Genomic DNA, 16,313 nt, shown 5'->3' with positions numbered 1-16,313 from the left:
CCCAGCCGCTGATCCGGCAGCCCGATGACCGCCACGTCCTTGATGTTGTCGTTGCTGCGCAGGAAATCCTCGATCTGTACCGGGTACAGATTCTCGCCGCCGCTGATGATTACGTCCTTTTTCCGATCCACCAGAAAGATAAAGCCGTCTGCATCCTCCTGCGCCATGTCTCCGGTGTAGAGCCAGCCGTCCCGAAGCACCTCGTCCGTTGCCTTGGGATCGTTGTAGTAGCAGGTCATGACGCCGGGGCCCTTGACCGCAAGCTCACCCACAGTGCCCTGGGGTACCGTGTTGCCCTTATCGTCCACGATCTTGACCTCCCAGCCGAAGCCCGCCTTGCCGATGGCACCTACCTTGTCGATGTTGCCCACGCCCAGGTGCACGCAGCCGGGACCGATGGACTCGCTCAGCCCGTAATTGGTGTCATACTGGTGGTTGGGAAAGTATTTCTTCCACCGGGCGATCAGGCTGGGGGGAACGGGCTGTGCGCCGATGTGCATCAGCCGCCACTGATCCAGCTTGTAATCCTCCAGCTTCAGCTCACCCCGATCCAGGGCGTCCAGAATATCCTGTGCCCAGGGCACCAGCAGCCATACGATGGTACATTGTTCCTGGGAAATGGCTTCCAGAATGCATTTCGGCTTTACACCCTTCAGCAGGACTGCCTTGCCGCCTACCAGAAAGCTGCCGAACCAGTGCATCTTCGCACCGGTGTGGTACAGGGGCGGGATGCACAGGAACACATCGTCCCGGGTCTGCCCGTGATGCTCCCGCTCTACCTTGCAGGCGTGCAGCAGGCTTTCGTGGTTGTGCAGGATGGCTTTCGGGAAGCCTGTGGTGCCGGAGGAGAAGTAGATTGCCGCATCATCCGTCAGATCCAGGGGCAGATCCGGGGAAGCACTGGAGCAGTTGGCAACCAGCCGGTCGTAGTGCTCCGCAAAGGAGGGACAGTTTTCCCCAACGTAGAACAGCAGGCGCTTTTTGCTGATCTCCGGGGCAATTTCCTCCACTCTGCCGATGAATTCCGGGCCGAACACCAGAATATCCACCTCCGCAAGATCCACACAGTACTTGATCTCGTCAGAGGCGTAGCGGAAGTTCAGGGGTACCGCCAGGGCACCGGTTTTGAGAATGCCGAAATAAATGGGCAGCCATTCCAGGCAGTTCATCAGCAGGATCGCCACCTTGTCGCCCTTCTTGACGCCCCGGGACAGCAGGAGATTGGCAAACCGATTTGCCTTTTCGTTGAACACGCTCCAGGTGATCTCCCGCCGGTAGTAGGACACCGGTGCCGGCTCGATCAGCTCGTACTCCTTCCAGGTTACCCGATGGACTTCCTGGATATCCGGGTTGATCTCCACCAGGGCTGTGTCCTTTCCGTACAGGATGGCGTTGCGTTCCAATATATCTGTAATGGTCATAATGATCCGTCCTTTCTGGTCGCTTCATAAGTCACCTTTCATTTTATCACATGAAAGCGCAAAAGTAAATAGGAAATACAGAAAAAATATATGTTTTTCAATTTTCTTTGCATCCTGAATGCAGGGAATAATGAAAAGATGATTTATTTGTTATATTTATTCACCCAACGTACATGTTTAATTTACACTCTGGCAAGATACAGTTTTCTCTGGATGTGATATAATATAAATAGGTATCAAATACACGTCGTTTCGGGACGGCGGACAGGAGGAAGTGCCATGAAGTACGGCGTGAAAATGTCGGATATTGCTAAGGAGTTCTCGGTCAGCGTAGTCACAGTTTCCAATGCACTGGGGGATCGGGGCGGTGTCAGTCCTGAGCTTTGTGCAGCCATCAAAGCCAAGGCAGTGGAAATGGGATACCGTCCCTCCGTGGCACGGCGACCCCGGCAAAAGCAGGAAACCGGGGACAAGCCTGTCCGCCGGTTCCTTACGGTGGGGATCCTGACTGCGGAGCGCTTCTGCGGCGATAAGGGAACCTTCTACTGGGAACTGACCCAGCGGGTGACCCGGCTGCTCAAGCGCAGCACCAATGTGCTGTGCGAAAGCGTCTCCATGCGGCAGGAGAAAAACTGCCTGCCGCCGGAGCTGGTTACCAGTCATAAGGTCAATGCCCTCATCATGCTGGGACAGATCGGTCACGACTATCTGGATATGATCCTCCAGGTGGGTCTGCCGGTGGTGTTCCTGGATTTTTACGATGAACATTACCATGTGGACAGCATTGTGTCCGACAGCTACTATGGGGGCTATCTGCTGACGGATTATCTGATCAGCATGGGACACCGGCGCATTGGCTTTATGGGCAATGTAACCGAGACAAGCAGCATCCACGACCGGTTCATGGGCTACATCAAGGCGCTGATGGAGCACGGGATCCCCTACCGGAAGGATTGGACTCTGGCAGACCGGGAGCCGAACGGCCCTTTGATTACGGATCTGGTCTTTCCGCCGGATATGCCCACTGCCCTTGTGTGCAATTGCGACGAGACTGCCTTCCGGGTGATCTCTGCGCTGAAGGAATCCGGCTACCGGGTGCCGGAGGATGTGTCCGTGGTGGGCTATGACAACTACATGGTGTCGGATATGTGCGTACCCTCCATCACCACAGTGGAGGTGAACCTGGAGATCATGGCTCAGGCAACGGTGGATATCATCTTCAAAAAGCTGGAGCATCCGGATTACAGCGAGGGGAAGCGGATCATTCCCGGCAAACTGATCATCAAAAATTCCGTCCGCCGATTGCAGGAGCATGAACATGAAAAAGTGGAAAGCCAAACAGGCGTGGATTGAGACGGCGATCCTGCTGGTCATTTTGGCAGGGGTGTTTCTGATACAGCAGGTAACAGGGTGCTGGCTGGATGTGCGGTACGAGCCATTGCTGTACGGACTGATCCTGGGACTGTACTGGCTGCTCCGTTCGGTATTCCGCCGCTTCTGGACACAGCAGAGATAAAGGCAAGGGGGTGTGGGCATGCAGCAGGACACGGAGAAAAAGATTGCGGAGCATTTGTTCTCCCAACGGGAGGAGAGCTTTGCTCATGCCTCCTTTGACCGGGAGATCGCCTTTTACGAAAGCATCTGCTCCGGGAATATGAAGCTGGTGCGGGTGTTTATGAAGCCTCTGTGCTGTGAGGGCTGCGGGGTGCTCAGCGAGGATCCCCTCCGGAACCTCCGGTATCACATGGTGGTGTTGGCTGCACTGATCGCCCGGTATTGCATCAAAGGGGGTATGCCCCCGGAGGAATCCTACACTCTCAGTGATTTTTACATCATGAAAACTGACAAGTGCCGGACAGAGGCGGAGATCCGCCGGGTGCACCTGGAAATGATCGAGGATTACACCGGGAAAATGCGCCGCATCAAGCTGAACGGAGCCTACTCCCGGCAGATCGTCCATGGGGTGGATTACATCATCACCCACCTGCATAGCCGGATCCTGCTGGAGGATACTGCAAAGCATCTGGACATCAGTCCGGCGTATCTGTCCCGGCTGTTCAAAAAGGAAACCGGCATGACCTTCAGCGACTTTGTGAACAAGCAGAAGATCGAGGAGGCAGCTGCTCTGCTGCTGTATACGGAATACAGCGATACCCAGATCAGCACGCTGCTGGCGTTCAGCTCCCAGAGCTATTTCATCAAGGTGTTCCGGAAGTACATGGGCACCACTCCAAAGCAGTACAAAAAGCAATACAACATTCCGGATTTTACAGGTCGCTGAATTGCAGCGGCCTGTTTCGTTTTGGTCAAGATTTTGCTATTTTTATCGTGAAAGTTATAGAAATATTTGTGCAGATGTACTATGATAAACAAAGAAAGATGCGGACTGACCGTACCCGATGGGCTTTACAGGGTACGAATGACGAGGGGGAACATCACCATGAAGAAATCTGCGATTCGCAGGCTGGCAGCAGCTGCGGCGGCGTGCTCAGTGCTGGTATCCGCACTGCCTGCACTGCCCACTATGACCACTCTGGCAGCAGGCAACATCATTACCAATTCGACTTTTGAGTCCGGTACTTCCGGCTGGGGTACCTACAAGGAAAGCGGCGGTGCCTGCTCTCTGTCCACGGAAAACGGCAGACTGGCGCTGAAGATCAGCAACGTAGGCAAGGTGAATTATGCGGTTCAAGTATTCTACGACATCATTCCCTTGTACAAGAACGGGGTGTATCGGCTCAAGTATGACATTTCCTGCAGCACCAACCGGTTTGTAGAATGCATGATCCAGCAGAACGGCGGCACCTACCAGGCATATACCTGGAAGGGGCTGAATCTGACCAATTCTCCCCAGAGTGTGAACTATACCTTCACCATGGAGCAGGATACCGACATCATGTCCAAGCTTGTATTCAACTGCGGGATTCAGGAAGCGGATGGTGCTCTGCCGGAGCATACCATTTACCTGGATAACGTGTCCCTGGAGCTGATCGACGACAGCCAGGTGGACTACTCCGCATCCAGACCCTACGAGCCTCCCATTGTGACCAACCAGGTTGGCTATCGCTGCGACAGCCAGAAAACGGCAGTATTTCGCAATATGGGCAGTGCCAGCGAATTTTCCGTTGTGAACGCTGTCACCAAGCAGACTGTTTACACCGGGCAGCTGTCCGGGGACAAGACCAACAGCTCTGCCAACGAAACCAACCGGGTTGGTGATTTTTCTCAGGTTACCACCCCGGGCAAGTACTACATCACCTGCGGCAGCCTGGATCCCTCCTACACCTTTGAGATCGGGGACGATGTTTACGGCAACCTGCTGGATGACAGCGTGAAGATGCTCTATTTGCAGCGCTGCGGCACTGCGGTTCAGGACAGCACCTTTGGTCACCCGGCATGCCACAGCACCATGGCGACCATTTATGGCACCAATCAGCAGATTGATGTTTCCGGCGGCTGGCACGATGCCGGAGACTATGGCAGATACATTGTACCGGCGGCAAAGGCAGTAGCAGATCTGCTGTATGCATACCAGCAGAATCCGGAGCTGTATGGAGACGCAAGCGGCATTCCGGAAAGCGGCAACGGGGTTCCGGATATTCTGGATGAGGTTCGCTATGAGCTGGAGTGGATGCAGAAAATGCAGCGGCAGGACGGCGCTGTTTATCACAAGGTGACCTGTGAAAACTTCCCGGGCTATGTGGCACCGGAAAAGGAGACTGCTCCCTTGATCGTTACACCGGTTTCCTCCACTGCAACTGCTGACTTCTGCGCATCCATGGCGCTGGCGTATGAATTTTATAAGGATGTGGACAGCAGCTTTGCAAAGGACTGCCTGAGCCGTGCGGAGCAGGCATGGAGCTACCTGGAGCAGAATCCCAACCTCAACTTTTCCAATCCCTCTGATATTTCCACCGGTGAATACGGTGACAAGTCCGACCGGGACGAAAGATACTGGGCGGCAGCACAGCTGTATCGGGCAACCGGCAGCAGCAAGTACGAATCTGCTTTGAACAGCATGGTTGTATGCACCGGCATGGACTGGGCGACCGTGGGGGACTACGGCAATATTGCCCTGCTGACCTCGGACTCCATCAGCAAGTCCACCTCTGCCTATACCAAGGCAAAGAACATAGTGCTGACACAGGCGGATCAGCTGCTTTCCAAGTCCGGCAGTTCTCCGTACGGTGTAGCACTCACCAAATATGATTGGGGCAGCAACATGACCGTTGCAAACGCCGGCATCATCCTGGGTCTTGCATATCAGCTGACCGATCAGGCTTCTTATCTGAATGCTGCCAATGCACAGCTGGATTACCTGCTGGGTGTGAATCCGGTGGGCGAGTGCTTCTTCACGGGCTATGGTACTGTTTCTCCGGAAAATCCCCACCACAGACCCTCTATGGCAATTGGCAAGGCTATGCCCGGCATGCTGGTAGGCGGCGTCAACCAGAATCTGGAGGATTCCGCAGCGAAGGCATATTGCCAGGATCTTCCCGCCGCAAAGCGGTATGTGGACAATGCGGAAAGCTACTCCACCAACGAGGTCACAATTTACTGGAACTCTCCTCTGACCTACCTGGTGGCACTCACCGGGGAAGGTGGCAGCACACCCGTAGTGGAAAAGTATCTGCTTGGGGATGTGAACAACGACAAGACCATCAACGCCTTCGATCTGGTACTGGCAAGACGGGGCTTGACCACTGGCTTTGACAACCAGTCCGCAGAGCAGGCAGCAGACGTAAACCAGGATGGCAAGGTTACCGTTGCAGATATCGTTGTGATGCAGCAGTATCTGCTTGGAAAAATCAAGGCATTCTCCGGCGAGCCCGCAGTTACCACTGCGCCGCCCCAGACCACAGCACCCACCACGCACACAACCGTTGACGCTATACAGACTACTCGGAATCCCAGTGGGATCCAGGACTATGGTACACCTATGAATCAGAATGCGACTATGCAGGCAGATTTCCGGAAGGGCGCAAATGCGGAATTTTTTGCGTCCGACGGCTGGACGAATGGCAGCTGCTTTAACTGCGGCTGGTACAAGGAAAACACCTCCTTTAACGGAGGTGTGCTGAACCTTACCATTGATAAGGATCACTCCGGCAAGTATGCTTACTCCGGGGCAGAGTACCGTACCAATGGCTACTACAAGTACGGCTACTACGAAACCTCCATGCAGGCAATCAAGAACGACGGGGTGGTTTCCTCCTTCTTTACTTATACTGGTCCGTCAGAGAATAACCCCTGGGACGAGATCGACATTGAGGTGCTCGGAAAGGATACCACCAAGGTGCAGTTCAACTATTACACCAACGGGGTGGGCAATCACGAGTATATGTACGATCTGGGCTTTGATGCCTCCGAGGGCTTCCACACCTACGGCTTTGACTGGCAGGCGGATCATATCACCTGGTATGTGGACGGTAAGGCGGTATACACCGCTTACGACAATATACCCACCACCGCCGGCAAGATCATGATGAATGCATGGCCCGGCATCGGGGTGGATGACTGGCTGAAGCCCTTCAACGGGAACACGCCGCTGACCGCCCGGTATCAGTGGGTCACCTACAATCAGCAATAACCTCCTCCTATAAGCGGAAACAGGGCATCGGCTTCAACCGATGCCCTGTTTTTGTATGGTGTGCTGCCTTAAGAAAGCAGGTGTACTGCCCATTCGCACAGCAGTACCGTACCGCATGCGCCGGCGGCAACGGAGATCAGACTACAGGAGCGGTACGCCAGAAGCAGCGCCGCCAGCAGACCGGCTGCAGCGCCGCCAGCAGACCGGCTGCTGCGGAAAGGGGACTGGAGGTGGCATAGAAGATTGCCGGGAAGGTCATGGCACTCAGCGCCGCATAGGGCACATAGTGGAGGAAGGAACGGGCGAACCGGTTCCGGATGGGTTTTCGGAAAAAAACCAGAGGCAGCATCCGGATCAAGTAGGTGACGCCTGCCATTACCAGCAGGCACAGCAGAAAACGGGATGTATCAGGCATGCGTTTCATCCTCCTCCGGCAATGGCTTGATCAGAGCCAGGATCACACTGGTCACAACGGTGCAGAGAATGATGGAAAAGCCGCTGGAAATGGGCAGGGGTGTATAGTAGATCAGACAGCTAAGCCCGGCGGCAGTCAGCACAGCCCCCAGAACGGCATGGTTTGTCCGGGAGGGGGGCACGATGATGGCGATGAACATGCCGTAAATGGCAATGCCCAGGGCACTGATGAGAAATGCCGGCAGGATATTTCCTGCAACAGCCCCCACCAGGGTGCCCACTGCCCAGCCCACATAGGGGGGCAGGATCAGACCATACAGATAGGCTCTCCCCACCTTTCCCTCCTTGCCGCTGGCGACGGCAAATACCTCGTCCGTATTCACAAAGGAGATGGCAAACCGATCCCCCAGCCGTACATCCGGATCCAGCTTCTGGGACAGGGAAACGGACATGAGGGCGTACCGCAGATTGATGATCAGCTGGGTCAGTCCGATTTCTGTCAGCGGTGCGCTTGCGGCGATCAGGGGAACGCCTGCAAGCTGTCCGGCGGATGTCACGTTGGTCATGGAGATCAGAACCACCTGCCAGACGGCAAGTCCCTGTCCGGTGGCGGAAATGCCGAAGGCAAAGGCAACGGACACATATCCCAGAAAGATGGGCAGTCCGTCCCGGAGACCTTCGGTAAAGCTGTGCTTGGGTGCATGCATAGATCTACGCTCCTTTGGTTCTCTTTGCTGAAATGTCCCTGCGGAACATTGACAAGCTACAGGCAATACCGCACAAAGTCCGCCTGGCGGCTTTGCACAGTGCTGCCTACATTATAGCATGCTTTTCAGCCGGATGCAATCTACAGAAAAAAGCAGTCCGGGCGGATCTTCCCGGACTGAACAGGTTATTCTTCGTAGGGCACAAAGGGCAACTCAATGCCGGTGCTGGGGATGGTCACCATGGTGAACGTGGTAGGCGCATCCGTTTGCCGGGGAACTGCTGTGGTGCCCGGCTGGTTCGGTTCTGCCGGAATCGTCAGAACCGGCAGTTCCTCGCCGGGTTGTCCCGTACCCGGAGCAAGGATGGGCAATTCGTTCTCCGCTCCGGCAGTGGTGGCGACGGTTGCATTGGACGGCTTGTCCGGCTGCGTTGTGCCAACAGCGGTGGATTCTGCTGCATTTGTCACGGCGGAAGCTGCCGTGGTGATCGGCGCATCCGGCAGGCTGCTGCTGTTGCCCTTGCCGCATCCCACCAGGCATGTACAAAGGGCGGTACTCAGCAGGATCCCTGCTGCCGCCGGAAGCATTCTATGTTTCATGGATTGTCCCTCCATTCTTTCGCTGTACCTATTATAATAGATCCGGGAGGGAATGTCAATCCTTTGTCACATCGGAATACATGGTGTGGGTATCCGGCGTGACGCCCTTTGCCTCAAATAACTGGGATACAGTCACCAGGGTGTATCCATCCTGCTGCAATGCCGGGATCAGCAGATCCAGTGCCTCCACGGTTTTGGTGTTGCCCTCTGCATCGTGCAGCAGGATGATGCTGCCGTCATGAATCTGCGCCAGCACCTTGTCGGAGCGTTCCTGCACTCCCACCTTGTCGTCCCAGTCGTTGGAGCCGTAGCCGCAGATAAAGGGCATGCCCACCGTGTCGTACATCAGGTCATTTACCGCAATATAGGGCGGGCGGAAAAACCGGGTTGGCTCGCCGGTGATGGCCTCCACCCGCTGGGAGGTTTCCGTGATCTCCCTGCGGATCTGCTCTTCCGTCAGCTTGGTCATATCCCGGTGGGATTTGGAGTGGTTGTGGATCTCGCAGCCCATGTCGTAGGCGCGCTTTACCGTGTCGGCGGTCTGCTCCCCCACGTTGTTGCCGCAAACGAAAAAGGATGCTACCACCCCGTACTGATCCAGCTTGTCCAGAACCAGGGGCGTGGTGCTGCTGGGACCATCGTCAAAGGTCAGGGCTATGACTTTTGTGTTGGCATCAAATTGCGGTACAGGGCGGCTTGCCGCCTGGCTGTCCGTGCTGCATCCGGTCATCAATACAATTCCTCCCATCAGGGCAAGGAAACATGCTTTTCCGTTCAATCTGCTTCCCCCTTGTGTATTCGTAAAAAGTATCTCTCCCATTTTAGCATGAATCCCTTGCAAAGGTCAAATAGGTGTGGTAAAATAATAGGTATAGCCAAAAGGTTATAGGAGGGATCTTATGACACCCCAGCAGATCGAATATGTATTGCTGGTAGCCCAGCTTCGCAGCTTTTCCAAGGCGGCACAGAAGCTGTACATCACCCAGCCCTCACTGAGCAAATACATCATTAACATCGAACGACAGCTTGGCACGGAGATTTTTGACCGGAGCACCACCCCCATCAGTCTGACCGCTGCCGGAGAAGCATACGTTGCCACCGCCCGGCAGATCAAGGCTGCCCAGGATGACCTGGCGAACCGGATCGCAGATATGCAGAACCTCCGGGCAGGCACACTGAAGATCGGCGCATCCACCTTCCGGACAAGCTATATGCTGGCGCGGAGTATTTCCCAGTTCTGCCGGGAGCATGCAGGGGTGGAGGTGTCCATTGCGGACAACAATTCCGAAAACCTCAAGGAAATGCTCCGGGCAGGGCAGATCGACCTGCTTCTCAGCACCGGAAGCTTTGATCCCAAATATTTTGATGTGGAGCCGCTTGCCACGGAGCAGTTGTATGCGGCAGTGCCGGCGGCAGCCCCCGTCAATGGACAGCTGGCGGACTGGCAGCTGTCCTGGGAGGATATCCGCAGCCGCAGTGAACGGTTTCTCCGGGCAAAACCGGTGGATCTGTCCCGACTCCGGGATGTGCCCTTTATCCTGCCCCAGCAGGAGGAATTCAACGAGGAGGTTATGCAGCGCTCCTTTATAGCATTCGGAGGATTGCCGGAGCCTGCTCTCCGGGTGCGTACCATTGACGCTGCCTTTTCCTTTGTGGTGTCCGGCTTTGGCATGACCCTGATCCCGGATACCATGATCCATTTCGGGAATTATGCCGCCCACCCGGTGTTCTACGCCCTGGAGCCTGCCCATGCCCAGCGGCAGATCTGCCTGGTGATGCGCCGCAGCAGCTATGTGTCCAAGGCGGCGGCAGCCTACTGCCTGACCTTAAAGCGGCTGGTGGAGATCGGCACATGGCGGATCCTGTGACCATCCGGGAAAAGCTGGGGCAGGATGCCTATGCGGGGCTTTGCGCCGCCTCCCTGACCCTTGCCGGGAACAATGCAAGGCTGCACCGGGCGTTTTCTGCCGGACAGGTGCGGATCGCATTTTTAGGCGGCTCTGTCACTGCCGGTTGTCTGGACAATGCCTATGTGCCGGAGCCATTTCCCCTGCATGGGGTGCAGCGTCTGCGCAGTGCCATGCCCGGCAAACGGTTTTATCTGTATGATTACAGCATTGCCGGAACCGGATCGGACTACGGTCTGGTATGCGTCCGCCGGGAGCTGCCTCTGTGCCGCCCGCAGCTGGTGGTGGTGGAGTACGGCATCAACGACGCCAAGACGCCGGAAAGCATCGGCTGCTTTGAAAGTCTGATCCGGATGCTTTTGCAGTTGCCGGAAAAACCGGCGGTATGCCTGCTGCTGGTAGGCATGGAGGACGGGTACTGCTGTCGGGCGCATATGACCCGGATTGCCGCTCACTATGGTCTGCCGGTGGTGGATGCCGCTGCCGCCCTGGAGGATGCCATCCGGGGAGGACAGCTGACCTGGTGGGATTATGCGGCGGACAGTTGTCATCCCCACCCTGCCGGGCATCAATGGCTGGGGGATTGCCTGTTTGCCGGACTGAACGAATGGCTCTCTGCTCCGGCAGATGCGCCCCAGCCTCTCCCTCCGGCTTGTGCGTATCATGCGCCTCTGACGGATCTGGAGCTGCTGTTCCTAGATGCTTTGGAATCTCCCTATGAACACCGGTTCGGGGAGGATGGACTGCCCATGCTGCTGCATACCGCTGACCATGGGGGTGCCTGGCAGCTTCCCCTGTATTGCCGGGGGGTGCTGCTGGTGTACCGGCAGTATGCCAGCCACGATTACGCCACCTTCTATGCTTCCCTGGATGGGGGCGATCCGGTGCCCCTCCGGGGATACAGCCTGTTTGGCTGGGGCAATCCGGTGACGGTGCTGCTGTCCGGAGGAGATACATCCGGGGAACATGTACTGACCCTGGCACCGGCGGACTGTGACCGGAATCTGAAATTTGAACTGGTCGCTCTGGGCATCTGGGGCGGCAAGAGAAAGGAATCGGACTGATGTTTTCCATGGAATATCGGCTGGGTGCCAGCCGGGTGGACGAAACAGGACTTCTGCGGTGCAGCGGCATGGTGGATCTGATGCAGGACTGCTCCGGCTTTCAGCTGGATACGGAGCAGGCGCTGAATGCCTATTTTGCAGAGCATGGGCTGGGTATGTACCTGGCATCCCGACAGATTGATATTGTCCGGATGCCAGCCTATGGGGAGCAGCTGACCTTGAAAACCTGGATCTTTGACTGCAATCGGTTTTACGGTTGCCGGAATACGCTGCTGCTGGACGCAGCCGGGGAAGTGTGCGCCGCAAGCTGGTGCATCGGGGTGTTTGTGGATCTGTCCACCGCCCGGGGAACCCGGATTCCCCAGACCTTGCTGGAGCAGGTACGGCTGGAGCCTGCCTATGAAATGGAGTATCTGCCCCATAAGCTGATTGTGCCGGATGCGTCCCAGCCCTGGGAGCAGCTTCCTGACAGAGCAGTGGACCGGAGCATGATCGACCGGTATCATCATGTGAACAATGCCCGGTATTTTGACCTGGGGGAGGAGGCACTGCCGGAGGGGTATGCCTATCGCCGGGTGCGGATCGCCTACAAGACCCCGGCAAAGCATGGGGCGCTGATCTGTCCTCGTCGGCTGACCACGGCGGAGGGCTGCTGGATCGCTCTTTGCGATGAACAGGGCAAGCCCTATGCCCAATTGCTGTACTCGATATAGTCCCGGTGTAATCCATTCGATAGACTGAAAACCATTTGCCACCGTTCCGGAAGTATGGTACAATAGTAGGGCAGCACTGTACAAGCTTTGTGCGATGTTGCCTTGTACATCATATAAAGGAGAAAATGCGGATGAGAGCATGCAAAGCGGTTGCGACAGCGGTCTGTCTTGCGGTAAGCTGCACAGGGTTGCTTGCCGGATGCAGAACGGAGGAAAACGATATGCACAAAACCTATGCCCCCTCGGAGGAGGCGGTGCTGCCCCTTGGACGAACTTATTATGCGGACGATATGCGCTGGTGCGCCTATTCCGGCACCGGAGCGGCATTTACCTTTACCGGCACCAAGGCGGAGATCACCATCGCCGGGGATCAGATCGCCGAAGCGCCGGATAACCAGGCGAACTATGCCCGTATTGCGGTGTATGTGAATGAGGAACGGGTGGTGGATGACCAGATCGATCAGCCGGAAAAGACCTATACCGTATTCCAGAGCGATGCGGCACAGGAGGTCACGGTGCGGATCGTGAAGCTGTCGGAATGCGCCATGTCCACCATTGCCATCAAGCGGATCACGGTGGATTCCCAGGAGGGCATCCACCCGGCGCAGCCCCAGTCCCGGCTCATCGAGTTTGTGGGGGATTCCATCACCTGCGGCTACGGCGTGGACGATGAAGCGGCGGAGCATCATTTCTCCACTGCCACAGAGGATGTGACCAAGGCATACGCTTACCGGACGGCGCAGACCCTGGAAGCAGATTACAGTATGGTATCCATCAGCGGGTACGGGATCCTGTCCGGCTATACGGACAGCGGCAAGCTCCAGCCTCATCAGATCGTGCCCCGGTATTACCCCAAGCTGGGCTTTTCCAACGGCAGCTTCGGGGACAAGAAGCCTGCCTCCATCAAGTGGGATTTCGCCCGGCAGCCGGATCTGGTGGTCATCAACCTGGGCACCAACGACGACAGCTACTGCCAGACGGACGCCCAGCGGCAGGCGGATTTTGCCGCCGCCTATGTGGAATTTCTCAAGACCGTCCGGGAGAAGAATCCGGATGCTCCCATTCTCTGCACCCTGGGGATCATGGGGGATCGGCTGTACCCCAGCGTGGAGGCTGCGGTTGCCGCATACTCCAAGGAAACCGGGGACAGCAATGTGTCCTGTATGAAATTTGACGTACAGAATCAGGCGGACGGCTACGCTGCCGATTGGCACCCCACCGCCAAGACCCATGAGAAAGCAGCTGCCAGGCTGGCGGAGGAGATCCGCAGCCGGTACGGCTGGTAATCGGGAACGCCCTTGCGGATGCAGGGGCGTTTTTTTGTCTGCGTGCTGGGAAGCACCGAAAAAAGATTGATTGTTCTACAAGAAACGATTGACATTTCAGGGGGGGATGCTATACTATATATAGAAGCATACAGGAACAGGGCAGACCGCTGCCCGACACAGAAAAAAGGAGGATCAGAATGAAAAAACTTGTTGTATTTGCAGCCGCATTAGCGCTGCTGACCGGATGCGCCGCTGACAGCAGCTCCACCGGCAGTTCAGCCGACAGCACTACCACCCAGCCGGCACAGACCACTGCTGCCGCATCCGTTTCCAGTCAGACCGGAAACACGGAATCCAGTATCCATGCGGATTATCCGGTTTACGACAGCCTCCAGGCATTGCAGGAAAAGTCGGATCTGATCCTCCGGTGCAAATTCCAGAAACGGGAGGAAACCAGCTTTGAGAATTCCCCCTATACCCGTATGACGATCCAGGTGCAGGAAGCGTACAAGGGTGATGCCAAGCAGGGGGATACCTTGACCTTCTTGCAGTTGGGTACCAATGAAGCAGCCCAGAATCCGGTGGTCTGCAATGCTTATGTATCCATGCAGCCCGACCAGGAGTATGTACTGTTTCTGACAAAATCCGGGGAGGAATATTTCATGCCATCTCCGGCGCAAAGCTGTTACCTGTGGGCGGAGGGGGATAAGACGCTTTCCCCGGTGCTGGATTCCAGCGTCGCCCTGTCCATCAAAGCGGAGGATCTGAAATAAGCATGCAAAACCGTCTGCATTTGCAGGCGGTTTTTTGTGTGGTCTGATAATTTGAAAAAAAGGGATGCATACTACCCTTGACAAGCAGGGTGGATGGGTGTATACTAAAAATACCCCCAAGGGGTATATGAACACAACGAGGTGCATGTGATGGAGGAGAAAAAAGCCTGTCCCTGCTGCTGTCAGAAAACCACAAAGCGCAGTGCGGAACAGAAAAAAGCGCTGCTGAACCGGCTGCGGCGGATCGAAGGACAGGTACGGGGCATCCAGACCATGCTGGAACAGGACGCCTACTGCAACGATGTACTGATCCAGTCCGCAGCGGTGAATGCAGCCATGAACGCATTCAACCGGGAGCTGCTGGCAAGTCACATTCGGGGCTGTGTGGTGCGGGATATCCGTGCGGGGCAGGACGAGGTGATCGATGAGTTGGTGGCGACCCTGCAAAAGCTGATGAAGTGAGGAGAACCGAAATGAAGCAATATGAGGTAACGGGCATGAGCTGTGCCGCATGCAGCACCCGGGTGGAGCGTGCGGTATCCGCCGTGCCGGGCGTGGAAAGCTGTGCGGTGAATCTGCTGACCAATTCCATGGGGGTGGAGGGCACTGCCGCCCCGGATGCGGTGATCACAGCAGTGCAGGCGGCTGGCTACGGCGCATCCCTCAAGGGGGCAAAGCAGGATACTGTGCCCAAGGATACCCTTCGGGATACGGAAACCCCCAGGATCCGCCGCCGGCTCATCACCTCTGTGGCACTGCTGCTGGTGCTGATGTATTTCTCCATGGGGCATATGATGTGGAACTGGCCGCTGCCCCATTGGTTTGACGGGAACCATGTGGCAATGGGACTGGTGCAGCTGCTGCTTGCAGGGAGCATTCTGGTCATCAACCAGAAATTTTTTGTCAGCGGCTTTCAGAGCCTGTGGCATCGCTCCCCCAATATGGATACGCTGGTTGCCCTCGGCTCCGGGGCATCCTTCTTGTGGAGCGTATATGCCCTGTTCGCTATGACCGATGCCCAGGTGCATGGGGATATGGATCGGGTCATGACCTATATGGACGAGTTTTATTTCGAGTCCGCCGCCATGATCCTGACTCTGATTACAGTGGGAAAAATGCTGGAGGCTCGCTCCAAAGGAAAAACTACTGACGCCATCCGGAGTCTGATGCAGCTTGCCCCCAAGACCGCCACTGTGATCCGGGACGGAAAGGAAGAAACCATTCCGGCGGAGCAGGTGCAGAAAGGGGATGTGTTTGCAGTCCGCCCCGGAGAGAGCATCCCGGTGGATGGGGTGATCCTGGAGGGGGAAAGTGCGGTGGATGAATCCGCCCTGACCGGGGAGAGCATTCCGGTGGACAAGGCACCGGGAGATCCGGTATGCGCTGCCACCATCAACCACTCCGGCTATCTGCGCTGTGAGGCGTCCCGGGTGGGGGAGGATACCCCCCTGTCCCAGATCATCCGCATGGTCAGCGATGCGGCAGCCACCAAAGCTCCCATCGCCAAGATCGCCGACCGGGTGTCCGGGGTATTCGTGCCCATCGTGATCTCCATTGCAGTAGTCACCACGCTGGTGTGGCTGCTGCTGGGGTACGGTACCGCTTTTGCTCTTGCCCGGGGCATCTCTGTGCTGGTCATTAGCTGCCCCTGTGCATTGGGGCTTGCCACCCCGGTGGCGATTATGGTGGGCAGCGGCGTAGGTGCCCGGAACGGCATTCTGTTCAAGACTGCCGTATCCCTGGAGGAAACCGGAAAGGTGCAGATCGTGGCACTGGACAAGACCGGCACCATTACCCAGGGTGCTCCCGTAGTGACGGATCTGCTGCCGGGATCCGGCGTATCAGAGCAGCGACTGC

Annotated in this window: 16 protein-coding genes; 11 read left to right on the top strand and 5 right to left on the bottom strand. The window is 56.4% G+C overall.

The genetic code is table 11. The features are described from left to right. On the bottom strand, positions 1-1,421 hold a 1,421-nt coding region (locus tag QVO51_RS03280; RefSeq protein ID WP_288167808.1), incomplete at its 3' end, for a class I adenylate-forming enzyme family protein. Positions 1,422-1,700: 279 nt separating this feature from the next. Here QVO51_RS03280 and QVO51_RS03275 point away from each other — a divergent pair. The 4 genes from QVO51_RS03275 to bglS all read left to right on the top strand — a co-directional run bounded on the left by QVO51_RS03275 (position 1,701) and on the right by bglS (position 7,011). Then, the gene (locus QVO51_RS03275) at positions 1,701-2,774 is read left to right on the top strand and encodes a LacI family DNA-binding transcriptional regulator (RefSeq protein ID WP_022357219.1); all 1,074 of its coding nucleotides are present in this window, start codon (positions 1,701-1,703) and stop codon (positions 2,772-2,774) included. Then, positions 2,740-2,937, top strand: coding sequence for a hypothetical protein (locus QVO51_RS03270; protein ID WP_022357218.1), 198 nt, complete (start codon positions 2,740-2,742; stop codon positions 2,935-2,937). Before QVO51_RS03275 ends, QVO51_RS03270 begins: the two co-directional genes overlap by 35 nt. Positions 2,938-2,955: 18 nt before the next feature. After that, the gene (locus QVO51_RS03265) at positions 2,956-3,702 is read left to right on the top strand and encodes a helix-turn-helix transcriptional regulator (RefSeq protein WP_022357217.1); all 747 of its coding nucleotides are present in this window, start codon (positions 2,956-2,958) and stop codon (positions 3,700-3,702) included. A gap of 159 nt (positions 3,703-3,861) precedes the next feature. Further along, the gene (gene bglS / locus QVO51_RS03260; RefSeq protein ID WP_022357216.1) at positions 3,862-7,011 is read left to right on the top strand and encodes a beta-glucanase; all 3,150 of its coding nucleotides are present in this window, start codon (positions 3,862-3,864) and stop codon (positions 7,009-7,011) included. 136 nt (positions 7,012-7,147) lie between these two features. Here bglS and QVO51_RS03250 read toward each other — a convergent pair whose 3' ends face one another. The 4 genes from QVO51_RS03250 to QVO51_RS03235 all read right to left on the bottom strand — a co-directional run bounded on the left by QVO51_RS03250 (position 7,148) and on the right by QVO51_RS03235 (position 9,509). Beyond that, positions 7,148-7,426 (bottom strand): AzlD domain-containing protein, encoded by a 279-nt coding sequence (locus tag QVO51_RS03250; protein ID WP_022357215.1) that lies wholly within the window; start codon positions 7,424-7,426, stop codon positions 7,148-7,150. Next, positions 7,419-8,132, bottom strand: a complete 714-nt coding sequence (locus tag QVO51_RS03245) for an AzlC family ABC transporter permease (protein WP_015557691.1) — start codon at positions 8,130-8,132, stop codon at positions 7,419-7,421. The genes QVO51_RS03250 and QVO51_RS03245 overlap by 8 nt, the downstream gene beginning before the upstream one ends. A 185-nt stretch (positions 8,133-8,317) precedes the next feature. Continuing rightward, positions 8,318-8,731: a hypothetical protein gene (locus QVO51_RS03240; RefSeq protein WP_022357214.1), complete on the bottom strand. Its 414-nt coding sequence runs from the start codon at positions 8,729-8,731 to the stop codon at positions 8,318-8,320. A 55-nt stretch (positions 8,732-8,786) separates the two neighbouring features. Beyond that, positions 8,787-9,509, bottom strand: a complete 723-nt coding sequence (locus tag QVO51_RS03235; protein WP_288167805.1) for a polysaccharide deacetylase family protein — start codon at positions 9,507-9,509, stop codon at positions 8,787-8,789. Between the two features lie 121 nt (positions 9,510-9,630). On the opposite strand from QVO51_RS03235, the gene QVO51_RS03230 reads away from it, so the two are divergent. The 7 genes from QVO51_RS03230 to QVO51_RS03200 all read left to right on the top strand — a co-directional run. Next, entirely contained in the window at positions 9,631-10,599 is a 969-nt protein-coding gene (locus QVO51_RS03230; RefSeq protein WP_022357212.1) for a LysR family transcriptional regulator, read from the top strand. Then, a complete protein-coding gene (locus tag QVO51_RS03225) occupies positions 10,584-11,702 on the top strand; it encodes an SGNH/GDSL hydrolase family protein (RefSeq protein WP_022357211.1) in 1,119 nt (372 codons plus the stop codon). Before QVO51_RS03230 ends, QVO51_RS03225 begins: the two co-directional genes overlap by 16 nt. Beyond that, entirely contained in the window at positions 11,702-12,415 is a 714-nt protein-coding gene (locus QVO51_RS03220) for an acyl-[acyl-carrier-protein] thioesterase (protein ID WP_022357210.1), read from the top strand. The genes QVO51_RS03225 and QVO51_RS03220 overlap by 1 nt, the downstream gene beginning before the upstream one ends. A gap of 131 nt (positions 12,416-12,546) precedes the next feature. Further along, a complete protein-coding gene (locus QVO51_RS03215) occupies positions 12,547-13,701 on the top strand; it encodes an SGNH/GDSL hydrolase family protein (protein WP_022357209.1) in 1,155 nt (384 codons plus the stop codon). Between the two features lie 179 nt (positions 13,702-13,880). Continuing rightward, complete coding sequence (locus QVO51_RS03210) at positions 13,881-14,456, top strand: hypothetical protein (RefSeq protein ID WP_022357208.1); 576 nt, start codon at positions 13,881-13,883, stop codon at positions 14,454-14,456. A gap of 150 nt (positions 14,457-14,606) precedes the next feature. Then, positions 14,607-14,918, top strand: coding sequence for a metal-sensing transcriptional repressor (locus tag QVO51_RS03205; protein ID WP_015557698.1), 312 nt, complete (start codon positions 14,607-14,609; stop codon positions 14,916-14,918). Positions 14,919-14,929: 11 nt separating this feature from the next. After that, a partial coding sequence (locus QVO51_RS03200; RefSeq protein WP_288167804.1) for a heavy metal translocating P-type ATPase occupies positions 14,930-16,313 on the top strand: 1,384 nt, incomplete at its 3' end.

Source organism: Ruminococcus sp. CAG:379 (genome assembly GCF_000434255.1).
In the GTDB taxonomy this organism is placed as follows: Bacteria; Bacillota; Clostridia; order Oscillospirales; family Ruminococcaceae; genus Ruminococcus_F; species Ruminococcus_F champanellensis.
Note: the sequence above shows the minus strand (reverse complement) of the source record. Positions and strands in the feature narration are given on the sequence as shown.

Bases quoted from the DNA above. Each gene is read 5' to 3' on its own strand.
- QVO51_RS03275 (WP_022357219.1), top strand. From the start codon at position 1,701: ATGAAGTACGGCGTGAAAATGTCGGATATTGCTAAGGAGTTCTCGGTC.
- QVO51_RS03210 (WP_022357208.1), top strand. From the start codon at position 13,881: ATGAAAAAACTTGTTGTATTTGCAGCCGCATTAGCGCTGCTGACCGGA.
- QVO51_RS03220 (WP_022357210.1), top strand. From the start codon at position 11,702: ATGTTTTCCATGGAATATCGGCTGGGTGCCAGCCGGGTGGACGAAACA.
- QVO51_RS03245 (WP_015557691.1), bottom strand. From the start codon at position 8,132: ATGCATGCACCCAAGCACAGCTTTACCGAAGGTCTCCGGGACGGACTG.
- QVO51_RS03225 (WP_022357211.1), top strand. From the start codon at position 10,584: ATGGCGGATCCTGTGACCATCCGGGAAAAGCTGGGGCAGGATGCCTAT.
- QVO51_RS03265 (WP_022357217.1), top strand. From the start codon at position 2,956: ATGCAGCAGGACACGGAGAAAAAGATTGCGGAGCATTTGTTCTCCCAA.
- QVO51_RS03230 (WP_022357212.1), top strand. From the start codon at position 9,631: ATGACACCCCAGCAGATCGAATATGTATTGCTGGTAGCCCAGCTTCGC.
- QVO51_RS03205 (WP_015557698.1), top strand. From the start codon at position 14,607: ATGGAGGAGAAAAAAGCCTGTCCCTGCTGCTGTCAGAAAACCACAAAG.
- QVO51_RS03270 (WP_022357218.1), top strand. From the start codon at position 2,740: ATGAAAAAGTGGAAAGCCAAACAGGCGTGGATTGAGACGGCGATCCTG.
- QVO51_RS03215 (WP_022357209.1), top strand. From the start codon at position 12,547: ATGAGAGCATGCAAAGCGGTTGCGACAGCGGTCTGTCTTGCGGTAAGC.
- bglS (WP_022357216.1), top strand. From the start codon at position 3,862: ATGAAGAAATCTGCGATTCGCAGGCTGGCAGCAGCTGCGGCGGCGTGC.
- QVO51_RS03250 (WP_022357215.1), bottom strand. From the start codon at position 7,426: ATGCCTGATACATCCCGTTTTCTGCTGTGCCTGCTGGTAATGGCAGGC.
- QVO51_RS03240 (WP_022357214.1), bottom strand. From the start codon at position 8,731: ATGAAACATAGAATGCTTCCGGCGGCAGCAGGGATCCTGCTGAGTACC.